This window comes from Vibrio breoganii, from assembly GCF_024346795.1.
Classification (GTDB): domain Bacteria; phylum Pseudomonadota; class Gammaproteobacteria; order Enterobacterales; family Vibrionaceae; genus Vibrio; species Vibrio breoganii.
The window spans coordinates 920,224-932,382 of record NZ_AP024864.1; the positions used below are offsets into that span (position 1 = coordinate 920,224).

Here is a 12,159-nt window from a genome sequence, read left to right on the forward strand (position 1 = left end):
AAAGCCTATAGAGAGTCTCCCTATAGGCTTTTTTGTATTTTGTCGCTGTTAGCCCGCTAGGACGTCAGTTGCAACCTTGTAGCTAGGATCTTCTTTTACGTTGATCTCTACAAGGCTACCTGCTTTGTGCAGCAATGCACGGCAGTCTTGGCTAAGATGGCGCAAATGTAGCGTTTTGCCAACAGCGGAATAGCGCTCAGCCAGAGTTTCAATGGCTTCGATCGCTGAGTGGTCAGCAACGCGAGAATCAGCGAAATCAACGATCACGTCGACAGGGTCGTTGTGTGCATCGAACAGTTCTAAAAAGTTAGCCGCAGAGCCGAAGAATACAGGGCCGTGAATGCGGTATTCCTTTGAGCCTTCTTCATTGGTCTGGCTGCTTGCATAGATGTGTTTCGCATGTTGCCAAGCAAACATCAGAGCCGAAGCTATAACACCCACTGCAACCGCAACGGCGAGGTCAGTCAGCACTGTTACAACAGTTACTAGAACAATAACAAAGAAATCTTGCTTAGGTACGCGGCGTGCCAACTTGAATGTTGCCCACTCAAAGGTGCCGATAACTACCATAAACATAACGCCAACTAGCGCAGCCAGTGGAATCATCTCGATAAGCGCTGAAGCAAACAGGATGAATATCAGTAGTGCAACTGCGGCAACGATACCAGAAAGACGACCACGACCACCTGAGTTAATGTTGATCATAGATTGACCAATCATCGCACAGCCACCCATAGCGCCAAATACTGAACAGCTTAGGTTTGCGATGCCTTGACCCACACATTCGCGGTTACTCTTACCACGGGTGTTTGTCATTTCATCAAGAACCGTTAGCGTCAGTAGTGATTCAATTAGACCAATCGCTGCTAGAACGATGGCATAAGGCAAGATGATCTTCAGTGTCTCAAGATTGAATGGTACTTGAGGAATTGAGAATGTCGGTAGGGAGCCTGCAAGAGTTGCCGCATCGTTACCAGACATAGCACGCAAGAAGTCAACAACAGTGCGCGTATCAAGACCGCCAAATTGAACAATTAGGGTTACTGTAACTATGGCCACCAAAGAAGATGGGATGGCTGTGGTCAGCTTAGGAAGGAAGAAAATGATACCCATAGTCAGTGCAACAAGACCTAGCATGATCGTCATTTGACCAGCAGGAAGCCAAGTCATTACACCGGCAATATCGGGTGCTTTAAACTGTCCCAACTGAGCAAGGAAAATAACAATCGCTAAGCCGTTCACGAAGCCAATCATTACTGGATGAGGCACCATGCGGATGAACTTACCTAACTTAAATATGCCGGCAAGCACCTGCAATAAACCGGTAAGCATGATAGCGGCAAATAGGTACTCAACACCATGCACGGCAACAAGGCTTACCATTACAACAGCCATTGCGCCTGTCGCACCAGAGATCATACCTGGACGACCGCCGAAGATAGAAGTGATTAAGCCAACGATAAAGGCAGCGTATAAGCCAACCATAGGGTCAACACCTGCAACAAAGGCAAAGGCTACCGCTTCGGGTACCAATGCAAGTGCTACGGTTAGACCGGACAAAACGTCATTCTTGACGCTTTGAGCTGAAAACTGTGGAGATTCAAACATTTGTGTTATTTCATCTTTTGGTTTGGGTTCACGACCGGAGACTTAAAGAATAGTCGTGATAGTGGATATTTGCGGAATATGGTTACACCAGGTAACACATTCATGCTTGCTATTATAATTTTCGTCGGCGAATGCTAACGGAAACGAGGTTGAAGTGCAATCAAGGGATGAGAAACTGCAGTAATATCCAATAAAAAAAAGAGCCAGCATAAAGCTGACTCTTTTCTAGCTAATCCAAATTAGTAATTTGGTTTAGTGGTTCCGGCCGTTGCCTTAGCAGTAGCAGACTGACTGCCACCGGCTTTGCCTTGTAAGCGTTCGCTACGGAAATCGGCTGCCTTGACAGTAATTTCACGTGTTTCCTGTGGACCAGGCGCGCTTGTCATTCCTGACCCTGCGTGACCCTTAAAGCTCATTGTCGCTTTAGGAGCAGACTGCGGTACTTTTGGTGCAGGCGCAGCTTTCACTTCTGGCTGCTTCGCTACCTCAGGAGTAACAACTTCTGCTGTTTCCACTGGCGCTGCTTCTACAGGTGTAGTTTCAACAGGCGTTGCTTCAACCACTACGGCTTCTGGTGCAGGAGCTTCAACTACTGGTGCAGGCTGCTGTTCAACAGGCTGTTGCTCAACAGTTTCTGCAACGATAGGTGCTGCCACTGGTGCTTCAGCCACTACAGGTTTCGCTTGCTCTACCTTGGTTTCAGTAACTTTAGCTTCAGTAACCTTAGCAACTTCAACCTTAGCTTCTTCAACTTTAGGTGCTACCTTAGGTTGTTCTGCTTTAACAGGTTGAGCGGCTTTCATTACGATAACTTTACCCATAGACATTTCAGGGAAAGCAACACCACCGATTACGCTAACGGTTGTTTCTTCAACTTTAGGCGCTTTCTTCTTCGGCTTAGGCAAGTCGTACTTAGGCATCACTTTACCCATTGCCATCTCTGGAGAGGCAACACCACCTTTGCGTAGGCGGAATGGGTTAGGTCTGCGATCGCGACCGCGACGACGACGTTGGCCACTTGCACGTAGGTGACGCGGAGAGCGGCGGTTACGGCGTTGTTGTGGTGCTTCGTTCTTCTCAGCGTTTTCGCCTTGAGCATTGTCTTCAGCTGAAACTTTGCCTTTCGGTTGTTGCTTCTTCGCTGGTTTTTCTGCTTCAGGTTTAGACACTTTAGCCGCTGGAGCTTCCGCAGTTACGTCCTGTTGGTTCGCTTCTGCTTGCTGATCCTTAACGCGTACTTGTTTCTTCATCTGACGACGTTGACGACGTTGTTTAACCTGACTTGTCTTGGTTTCTTTGTCGTTTTTCGCTTCAGGCTCTTGCTGAGCTTGCTCGGCAATTTGCTTACCTTGCTCTTCAACTTTGCTTGGCGCTTTTCTCTCTTTACGAGGTTTACGCTTGTTCTCTTTACGAGGTGCATCTTGTTGAGGTGCTTGGTCGCGAGGTGCTTCTGTCGTGGTCTCTTCGTTCTCAGACTTGTTACGGTTTGGACGGTTGTTACGACGACGGTTATCACGGTTATTGCGACGACGGTTATCGTTGCGATCGCGACGTTGCGGTTTTGGCTTGCTTTCTTCAACAGCCGGTTTCTCTTCTTTCACTTCTTCTTCTGAGCTGAACAGTTTACTGATAGCTGAGATGATGCGAGAGAATAGGCCAGGTGCTGCAGGCTTAGCTGGAGCAGTAGCCACAGGTGCTGCCGCAACCGGTGCTGCTTGCGGTTTTGGCGCAGGCGCTGCTGATTGAGCAGGAGAAGCGAAACCTTGTAGTGCAGGCTCTTCAATGCGTCGAGGTGCAGCTTCAACTTCACCAGCATCGCGAGCTTCTGCTTCTTTCATTGCGTCTAGTTTCTTCGGCAATAGGTATGAAAGCAGGCTTTGTTCTTCACCTTCACGAACACGAACCACCTCAAAGTGAGGCGTTTCCATGTCTGAGTTAGGAACAATAAGGATCTTAACTTCTTGGCAACGCTCGATGTGATTAACACTACGACGTTTTTCGTTCATCAAGTAAGAAGCAATAGGCACAGGCACAACAGCAAGTACTTGAGCTGTGTTGTCTTTCAGTGCTTCTTCTTCAACCAAACGAAGGATAGATAGCGCTAGAGATTCATTGTCACGTACAACACCGGTACCCGAACAACGAGGGCAAATGTGGTGGCTGGCTTCTGCTAGAGAAGGGCTCAGACGCTGACGAGACATCTCTAGAAGACCGAAGCGAGAGATACGACCAATCTGTACACGAGCGCGGTCAAGACGCGCAGCTTCACGAAGGCGGTTTTCTACTTCACGCTGGTGGCGTACTGGAGTCATATCGATGAAATCGATAACAACCAGACCACCTAGGTCACGTAGACGCAACTGACGAGCAATCTCATCGGCCGCTTCTAAGTTAGTGTTCAGTGCGGTTTCTTCGATATCGCTACCCTTTGTTGCGCGAGCAGAGTTGATATCGATAGAGGTTAGCGCTTCCGTTGGGTCGATAACGATTGAGCCACCAGAAGGCAAACGAACTTCGCGTTGGAACGCAGAGTCGATTTGGCTTTCAATTTGGTAGTGGCTAAATAGTGGTACTTCACCTTCGTATTTTTTAACACGATTGATAAAGTCGGGACGAACCAATTGAATGTGCGCTTGAGCACGCTCAAAGATAGTGTTGCTATCGATAAGGATCTCGCCAATATCACGACGCAAATAGTCGCGAATAGCTCGAACGATAACATTACTTTCTTGATGGATCAGGAAAGGCGCTTGATTTGCATCAGACGCTTCTTTTACTGCAGTCCAGTGGTTAAGAAGTACGTTTAGATCCCATTCAAGTTCTTCAGCACTTTTGCCAACACCTGCTGTACGAACGATTAAACCCATACCTTGAGGCAGTTCTAATGTACTTAGAGCTGCTTTAAGTTGAGTGCGTTCGTCACCTTCGATACGACGAGAAATACCGCCTGCACGAGGGTTGTTAGGCATCAGTACTAGGTAGCTACCCGCAAGAGAGATAAAGGTAGTTAGGGCTGCGCCCTTGTTACCACGTTCTTCTTTCTCTACTTGTACAATGACTTCTTGGCCTTCTTTAAGCACTTCTTTAATGCTTGGACGGCCTTGGTATGTGTAACCAGCAGGAAAGTAGTCGCGAGCAACTTCTTTTAGAGGGAGGAAACCGTGTCGCTCTGCACCATAGTCAACAAACGCCGCTTCTAGGCTTGGTTCGATGCGTGTGATACGTCCTTTGTAGATATTCGCCTTCTTTGATTCATGGCCAGGGCTTTCGATATCTAGATCGAATAGCTTCTGTCCATCAACGAGGGCGACACGCAACTCTTCTTTTTGAGTTGCGTTAATTAACATTCTTTTCATTCGAAATCTCGTTGTGATTCTTTAATTATTTCAATTGTGTTTATCGCAATGGTTTCTATCGATGGTGTCTGATCCCATGGTCAATCAATGCAGCCTCTCGGCTGGAAGGGATGCTCGGGGACACTTTAGCCATCACATTTTTCTCTTCAGAAAAACATGATCTGCGAGTAATTGCAGTCGATCTCTGCATCGATAGGTAAAAGTCGCGCGATAAGTTTGTTCATTATCAATGTCTTATGCCTTACGCAGCACTGGGAAATGAACAATCGACTTTCGTCTTTTTATCAATTTGCACCTTAGAAAAGTGTAAAAAATAACCAAGAGGGCATATTGATTGACGAACTATAACAGTGTCACTAATACACAGCAATCGACAAACAGATAAAGGATAGAAATAAATCTAAAAACTGCGAAGGCTGTACATATAAGTAGCTGATATTAAACTGTTTAATAAATGTCAGCAAAAATGACAAAACTGTGACGGCTTAATGTTGTACACAGGTTTTTAAATAACCAACAAACAGGAACACAGCTTGTTTCAGTTATCCATTTTAGTAGAGAAAAATGTGATTTACAGCACTTTAGGATGTTAGACTAAGGGAATGAGTGAAATTAGAACCCAAGTACAGTTTGTTGACATAGATTCCGACATGGCTGGACAGCGCATTGATAACTTTTTGCGCAATCAATTGAAGGCGATCCCTAAGAGCATGGTTTACCGAATCGTGCGTAAGGGAGAAGTCCGTGTAAATAAAAAGCGTGTTAAAGCAGAATACAAGCTGCAAGCGGGTGATATCGTCAGGATCCCACCTGTGACCTTGCCTGCTACCGAAGAAGCGCCGGCCCTTAGCACTAAGCTGAATAAGGTGTCAGAGCTCGAACACTGCATTTTGTATGAAGATGAGCATGTGCTGATTCTTAACAAGCCATCGGGCACCGCGGTTCATGGCGGCAGTGGCCTGAAGTTTGGCGCTATTGAAGCCTTGCGAGCGCTTAGACCAGAAGCGAGATTTTTAGAGTTGGTGCATCGCATTGATAGAGATACCTCTGGAATCCTATTAATCGCTAAGAAGCGTTCGGCATTGCGTCATCTACAAGCTCAATTTCGTGAGAAGACTGTACAGAAGTACTATTTCGCGTTAGTGATGGGTGAGTGGAAGAGCAGCATTCGTAAAGTAACTGCGCCACTTCTCAAGAATGAAGTGAACAGCATTGTGCGTGTAAACCCGAACGGCAAGGCGTCAGAAACTCGCTTTAAGATAATTGAAAAGCTCAACAATGCGACTTTGCTACAGGCGAGCCCTATCACCGGGCGTACGCATCAGATTCGTGTACACACTCAATATGTAGGTCATCCAATTGCATGGGATGATCGCTATGGTGACCGCCGTTTTGATGCTTTCACTGGGAAGGTGGGTCTTGACCGTCTTTTCTTACATGCGGCAAATATTAAATTTATCCATCCAGGTACAGAAAAGGAAATGGACATTTCTGCACCAATGGAAAATAAACTGCAACGTGCTATCGAAGGGCTACGTGTTAAGTAGCGGCGTTACCTAATACAGAAACCCCTTCGTTTTCGAGCAAAGTAATAAGATCGATGAGTGGTAGCCCAATTAATGTATTTGGGTCTTTACCCTCCAAAGCTTCAAATAGAGCGATGCCCAGTCCTTCGCTCTTGAAGCTACCAGCACAATTGAGAGGTTGTTCCAGCTCAACGTAACGCTTGATTTGAATGTCTGTTAGAGTTTTGAAATGAACCTTAAAGGTATCAACAACCACTTGAGTGTGACACTGCTTGCTGTTGTATAATGCAAGGCCAGTGTAAAACGTAATAGTTTGGCCGCTTTGAGCGTGCAACTGTTGAATCGCGTTTTCTACCGTATGCGGTTTACCGACGATTTGGCCATTGACCACACACACTTGGTCGGAGCCAATAACGAGGTGATTGCCATCGGGTAGGACGCAAGATTTCGCTTTTCCTTCGGCCAGTCTGGCAACGAGTTGCTCGGGTGTTTCATTGTCCTGAGCGGTTTCGTCAAAATCTGGGCTAAGCTGAGTAAAAGAAAGAGATAATTTATGCAGAATTTCAGCTCGATAGAGTGATGTTGAGGCTAAAACAATTTGATATTCGCTCATGAATTCCATCTATGGGTCAGTATTGATTGCTATAGAATAATCGACGTACAAAAATTGAGTAAGTTTTTTCTGTTTTCCTTTGACTAAATATAAATTGAGAGATAATATTCGCGCCCTATGCAAAAGGTAAAAATACCGCGAACGGTTGACCCGAGTAAAGCTGCTCAGAAACGACTAGACTATGATGGCATCATCCAAGTCAGTCTGCTCAAGCGCTTGGCCGAGTCGGTCGAAGGCGTAAAACGCGACGCAGAAGTCACATTGTCATTTGACTTAGATGAACAACGATTGGTCGTTATCTCTGGTAAAGCTAACGTCGAAGTCGATTTAGAGTGTCAACGCTGCAATGAGAACTTCACACATGTTTGTGAAGTCCAATTCGTCTATACCCCTAATAAGGGCGAAAAGACCGAAGAGGAAGCCCCGGAAGAGTACGATTTGGTAGATCTGAACGAGTACGGTGAATGCGATCTCATACAGTTAGTTGAAGACGAGTTCCTTCTAAATTTGCCTCAAATAGCAATGCATGATGTTTCTGACTGTAGCGTAAATACACATAACTTGGTTTTTGGTGATATTCCTGAAGAAATTGAGGAAGATAAACCAAACCCGTTCGAAGTTTTAAAAAGCTTAAAAGCAAAGACAAAGGAGTAGGGTCAATGGCCGTACAAAAGAGCAAAAAATCACGTTCAATGCGTGGCATGCGTCGTTCACACGATGCGCTAACTACAGCTGCACTATCTGTAGACGCAACTTCAGGTGAAACTCACCTACGTCACAACGTGACTGCTGAAGGTTACTACCGTGGCAAAAAGGTAGTCAACAAGTAAGGTTGCCTTTTGCAAACGATTACCGTTGCACTTGATGCAATGGGTGGGGATTTCGGTCCCCATGTTACAGTGCCTGCCGCCGTGCAGGCATTGTCTATTTTCCCAGAGCTGAAAGTTATATTAGTGGGCGACGAATCTGTCCTCATTCCCCACCTCTCTACATTGGGTTCTTACCCCAAAGACCGAATTCATATCGAGCATACCGATAAGGTCATTGCAGACACCGATAAACCTTCTTCCGTCATGCGCCGTAGCGTAGGCACTTCTATGCGTCGAGCCATCGATCTTGTTGAAGATCAGACTGCACAGGCTTGTGTGAGCGGAGGAAATACAGGTGCCTTGATGGGACTCTCTCGTTATCGTCTAAAGTTACTTCCCGGCATTGAAAGGCCAGCACTGATCTCTGCTTTACCTACCCGTAGTGGCCAAAAAGTATGGTTGTTGGATCTTGGCGCAAATGTCTCCGTCGATGCGAACACGCTATTTCAATTTGCGGTGATGGGCTCAGCACTTGCTGAAGAACACCTGCAACGTGCACCAAGAGTGGCGATATTGAATGTGGGCGAGGAAGAGATTAAGGGAAATGATCTGGTAAAAAACTGTGCTGAAATGCTTCAGCAGGTAAAATCAATTAATTACACCGGCTTTATCGAGGCTCATCAATTATTACACGATGAAGCGGATGTAGTGGTATGTGATGGCTTTGTAGGCAATGTATGCCTAAAAGCGTCTGAAGGAGTCGCAAATCTATTCCTTGAAAGGCTAAAACGTCATATGCTGTCGTCTAAGCTAAGAGCTTGGATTTCAAAATTATTCTTCTCTGAGCTGTTTTCTGAGCTAAAACAGCTGAACCCCGACCAGTATAACGGGGCAAGTTTGCTAGGATTGCGCGGCATTGTCATTAAAAGTCACGGAAGTGCGGATAAAACTGCTATCATCAATGCAATCATAGAGGCAGTTCACGAGGTCAAACGTCAAGTACCCAGTCGTATAAGTGACCGTTTGGAAACCGTTTTACTCGAGAGGCAAAATTAGTCTTCATGTATAGCAAAATATTAGGCACAGGCAGCTATTTGCCTTCCCAAGTGCGCACCAATGCAGATTTAGAACAAATGGTAGATACTGCCGACGAGTGGATTGTTGCTCGTACAGGTATCAAAGAACGTCGCATCTCTGCTCCCGATGAATCGGTGGCGGATATGGGCTTTATTGCCGCTAAAAATGCAATTGAAATGGCCGGTATCGATAAGAAAGATATCGATCTCATCATTGTTGCTACTACAAGTGGTAGTCATGCATTCCCATCTTCAGCGTGTCAGGTCCAAGGACTCTTAGAGATCCCTGGTTGTGCTGCGTTCGATGTGGCAGCTGCATGTACGGGCTTTGTATACGCACTATCAATAGCAGACCAACACATCCGTTCAGGCATGTGCAAAAACATCTTAGTTATTGGCTCTGATGCTCTGTCTAAATCAGTGGATGAGATTGATCGTTCAACGGTTATCTTGTTTGGTGATGGTGCAGGTGCTGTGGTGTTAGGTGCAAGCGAAGAGCAGGGCATCCTATCGACGCATTTAGGCGCTGATGGCCGTTATGGCGAGCTGCTTAGTCTTGAAATGCCAGTTCGTGGTGGTGAAGTCGATAAGTGGCTACACATGACGGGCAATGAAGTATTCAAGGTGGCAGTAACCCAACTTTCTCGTTTGGTTACCGATACGCTAAAAGCCAACAACATGAGTAAAGAAGACTTGGATTGGTTAGTGCCACACCAAGCAAACCTAAGAATTATTACCGCAACGGCAAAGAAACTGTCTATGTCTATGGATCAGGTGGTAGTGACCCTTGATCGCCACGGCAATACTTCGGCTGCAACAGTTCCAACAGCGTTGGATGAAGCAGTGCGAGATGGTCGAATTAAGCGTGGTCAGACGCTGTTGCTAGAAGCCTTTGGTGGTGGTTTCACCTGGGGTTCTGCGCTGGTTAAATTTTAATCTAAGCGCGTTCGATTAACCAAAAGAAGTGCCTTTGCACTTCTTTTTCAATATTTAGCAAGGCTTAAAGGACGAATTATGAGCAAATTTGCAATTGTATTTCCAGGTCAAGGCTCTCAAAGCCTTGGTATGTTAGCTGAACTTGGCGAGCAGTTTGATATTGTTAAACAAACATTTGCAGAAGCTTCAGAGGTGTTAGGTTACGACCTTTGGGCGCTTATCCAAGACGGCCCAGTTGAAGATTTGAACCAAACTCATCGCACTCAACCCGCACTACTGGCTTCTTCTGTTGCAGTTTGGCGCGTTTGGAACGATCAAGGCCTAGCGACTCCTGAGCTATTAGCGGGTCACAGCCTAGGTGAATACTCAGCGCTAGTATGTGCGGGTGTTATTGACTTCAAAGAAGCGATTAAATTGGTTGAGCTACGTGGTCAATTGATGCAAGAAGCGGTACCAGCAGGCACGGGCGCAATGTACGCCATTATTGGTCTTGCTGATGATGCGATTGCCAAGGCATGTGAAGAAGCGGCGCAAGGTGAGGTTGTTTCACCGGTTAACTTCAACTCTCCAGGTCAGGTGGTTATCGCAGGTAACAAGGCGGCTGTAGAGCGCGCGGGTGTACTGTGTAAAGAAGCAGGCGCTAAGCGTGCACTGCCTCTTCCTGTTTCTGTACCATCACACTGTGCACTTATGAAGCCAGCAGCGGATCGTTTGGCTGAAGCACTTAAAGATATTGAGTTCAACGCACCAACGCTGCCAGTGATCAACAATGTGGATGTGGCTGCTGAGACGGATCCTGCAAAGATCAAAGATGCACTAGTGCGTCAGCTATACTGCCCAGTACGCTGGACAGAAGGTGTGCAGAAGATGCACGAGCAAGGTGTTGAAAAACTTCTAGAATTAGGTCCAGGTAAAGTACTAACCGGTCTAACTAAACGTATTGTAAAAAGCCTAACGGCTGCAGCGGTCAATGACACTGCATCCCTTGAAGCGGCGAAATAAGATTCTTAACGGAGATAACGAATAATGAACCTTGAAGGAAAGATCGCACTAGTTACTGGTGCTAGCCGTGGTATCGGTCGTTCTATCGCTGAAACATTGGTTGCACGTGGTGCAACAGTGATCGGTACAGCAACGAGCGAAAACGGTGCTGCAGCGATTAGCGAGTATTTAGGTGACAAAGGTAAGGGAATGGCACTTAACGTGACTGATCCTGCGTCTATTGAGTCAGTTCTTAAAGAGATCACCACAGAATTTGGTCCTCTTGATATTCTAGTGAACAACGCAGGTATCACACGTGACAACCTGCTAATGCGCATGAAGGACGACGAGTGGACAGATATCATGGACACTAACCTGACCTCAATCTTCCGTTTGTCTAAAGCCGTTCTACGTGGCATGATGAAGAAAAAGTGCGGTAGAATCATCAATGTAGGTTCAGTAGTTGGTACTATGGGCAACGCTGGACAAACAAACTACGCGGCAGCGAAAGCGGGCGTAATTGGTTTTACAAAGTCTATGGCACGTGAGGTTGCTTCTCGTGGAGTAACGGTCAATACTGTAGCACCGGGCTTTATCGAAACTGATATGACAAAAGCATTGAATGATGAGCAACGCGCTGCGACGCTCTCTTCTGTGCCAGCGGGTCGCTTAGGTGATCCTCGTGAGATTGCAGCTGCTGTGGCATTCCTTGCCTCTCCAGACGCTGCTTACATCACAGGTGAAACATTGCACGTCAATGGTGGCATGTACATGGTGTAATTTTGCGCATTTTTGGCGTGATATATGTCAAAAGTGCCATTAAAATCGGTTAAATTCACAAATTTGTGGTTTGACCAGCAAGGATGCCCTTGCAACTTTTTAACTTTCGAATAAACTACGCAAAACATCGCATTAAGCGACTTATGTATAGGAAATAAAAAATGAGCAATCTTGAAGAACGTGTAAAAAAAATCATCGTTGAACAGCTAGGTGTTGACGAAGCTGAAGTTAAGAACGAAGCATCTTTCGTTGACGATCTAGGCGCTGACTCTCTAGACACAGTTGAGCTAGTAATGGCTCTAGAAGAAGAGTTCGACACTGAGATTCCTGATGAAGAAGCAGAGAAAATCACTACTGTTCAAGCTGCTATCGATTACGTAACTGGCGCTCAGTAATTCTCTTCTCAGGCGGTCTATCTTGGCCGCCTGATTCATTTCAGTTCCCTTATTGTTTAAAATCAATATCTAACTAATC

Annotated in this window: 11 protein-coding genes; 8 read left to right on the forward strand and 3 right to left on the reverse strand. The window is 46.0% G+C overall.

The genetic code is table 11. The annotated features are described in order from the left end of the window. Nucleotides 1–48 precede the first annotated feature (48 nt). Nucleotides 49–1,608, reverse strand: a complete 1,560-nt coding sequence (locus tag OCU35_RS04370; RefSeq protein ID WP_017027725.1) for a SulP family inorganic anion transporter — start codon at nt 1,606–1,608, stop codon at nt 49–51. A gap of 239 nt (nt 1,609–1,847) precedes the next feature. Further along, nucleotides 1,848–4,964, reverse strand: coding sequence for a ribonuclease E (rne, locus tag OCU35_RS04375; RefSeq protein ID WP_261825710.1), 3,117 nt, complete (start codon nt 4,962–4,964; stop codon nt 1,848–1,850). A gap of 602 nt (nt 4,965–5,566) precedes the next feature. Here rne and rluC point away from each other — a divergent pair. Further along, the gene (rluC, locus tag OCU35_RS04380) at nt 5,567–6,511 is read left to right on the forward strand and encodes a 23S rRNA pseudouridine(955/2504/2580) synthase RluC (RefSeq protein ID WP_017027727.1); all 945 of its coding nucleotides are present in this window, start codon (nt 5,567–5,569) and stop codon (nt 6,509–6,511) included. Here rluC and OCU35_RS04385 read toward each other — a convergent pair. Then, nucleotides 6,504–7,103 carry a Maf family protein gene (locus OCU35_RS04385; protein WP_261825711.1) on the reverse strand — a complete coding sequence of 200 codons (600 nt, stop codon included), beginning with the start codon at nt 7,101–7,103 and terminating at the stop codon, nt 6,504–6,506. The two genes, rluC and OCU35_RS04385, sit on opposite strands and share 8 nt — an antisense overlap. Before the next feature lie 117 nt (nt 7,104–7,220). On the opposite strand from OCU35_RS04385, the gene yceD reads away from it, so the two are divergent. The 7 genes from yceD to acpP all read left to right on the forward strand — a co-directional run bounded on the left by yceD (nt 7,221) and on the right by acpP (nt 12,080). Beyond that, entirely contained in the window at nt 7,221–7,757 is a 537-nt protein-coding gene (gene yceD / locus OCU35_RS04390) for a 23S rRNA accumulation protein YceD (protein WP_017027729.1), read from the forward strand. A gap of 5 nt (nt 7,758–7,762) precedes the next feature. Next, on the forward strand, nt 7,763–7,933 hold the full coding sequence (gene rpmF / locus OCU35_RS04395; RefSeq protein ID WP_017027730.1) for a 50S ribosomal protein L32: 171 nt from the start codon (nt 7,763–7,765) through the stop codon (nt 7,931–7,933). Nucleotides 7,934–7,942: 9 nt separating this feature from the next. After that, entirely contained in the window at nt 7,943–8,968 is a 1,026-nt protein-coding gene (plsX, locus tag OCU35_RS04400; protein WP_017027731.1) for a phosphate acyltransferase PlsX, read from the forward strand. Between the two features lie 5 nt (nt 8,969–8,973). Next, a complete protein-coding gene (locus tag OCU35_RS04405) occupies nt 8,974–9,924 on the forward strand; it encodes a beta-ketoacyl-ACP synthase III (RefSeq protein WP_017032535.1) in 951 nt (316 codons plus the stop codon). Between the two features lie 78 nt (nt 9,925–10,002). Next, nucleotides 10,003–10,926 (forward strand): ACP S-malonyltransferase, encoded by a 924-nt coding sequence (gene fabD / locus OCU35_RS04410; protein WP_065598733.1) that lies wholly within the window; start codon nt 10,003–10,005, stop codon nt 10,924–10,926. A 24-nt stretch (nt 10,927–10,950) separates the two neighbouring features. Further along, on the forward strand, nt 10,951–11,685 hold the full coding sequence (fabG, locus tag OCU35_RS04415) for a 3-oxoacyl-ACP reductase FabG (protein ID WP_017027734.1): 735 nt from the start codon (nt 10,951–10,953) through the stop codon (nt 11,683–11,685). A 161-nt stretch (nt 11,686–11,846) separates the two neighbouring features. Beyond that, nucleotides 11,847–12,080, forward strand: coding sequence for an acyl carrier protein (gene acpP / locus OCU35_RS04420; RefSeq protein WP_017027735.1), 234 nt, complete (start codon nt 11,847–11,849; stop codon nt 12,078–12,080). The last annotated feature ends 79 nt before the right edge of the window (nt 12,081–12,159 follow it).

Excerpts from the sequence above, each read along its gene's own strand:
- OCU35_RS04370 (WP_017027725.1), bottom strand. The coding sequence starts at position 1,608 with ATGTTTGAATCTCCACAGTTTTCAGCTCAAAGCGTCAAGAATGACGTT.
- rne (WP_261825710.1), bottom strand. The coding sequence starts at position 4,964 with ATGAAAAGAATGTTAATTAACGCAACTCAAAAAGAAGAGTTGCGTGTC.
- rluC (WP_017027727.1), top strand. The coding sequence starts at position 5,567 with ATGAGTGAAATTAGAACCCAAGTACAGTTTGTTGACATAGATTCCGAC.
- OCU35_RS04385 (WP_261825711.1), bottom strand. The coding sequence starts at position 7,103 with ATGAGCGAATATCAAATTGTTTTAGCCTCAACATCACTCTATCGAGCT.
- yceD (WP_017027729.1), top strand. The coding sequence starts at position 7,221 with ATGCAAAAGGTAAAAATACCGCGAACGGTTGACCCGAGTAAAGCTGCT.
- rpmF (WP_017027730.1), top strand. The coding sequence starts at position 7,763 with ATGGCCGTACAAAAGAGCAAAAAATCACGTTCAATGCGTGGCATGCGT.
- OCU35_RS04405 (WP_017032535.1), top strand. The coding sequence starts at position 8,974 with ATGTATAGCAAAATATTAGGCACAGGCAGCTATTTGCCTTCCCAAGTG.
- fabD (WP_065598733.1), top strand. The coding sequence starts at position 10,003 with ATGAGCAAATTTGCAATTGTATTTCCAGGTCAAGGCTCTCAAAGCCTT.
- fabG (WP_017027734.1), top strand. The coding sequence starts at position 10,951 with ATGAACCTTGAAGGAAAGATCGCACTAGTTACTGGTGCTAGCCGTGGT.
- acpP (WP_017027735.1), top strand. The coding sequence starts at position 11,847 with ATGAGCAATCTTGAAGAACGTGTAAAAAAAATCATCGTTGAACAGCTA.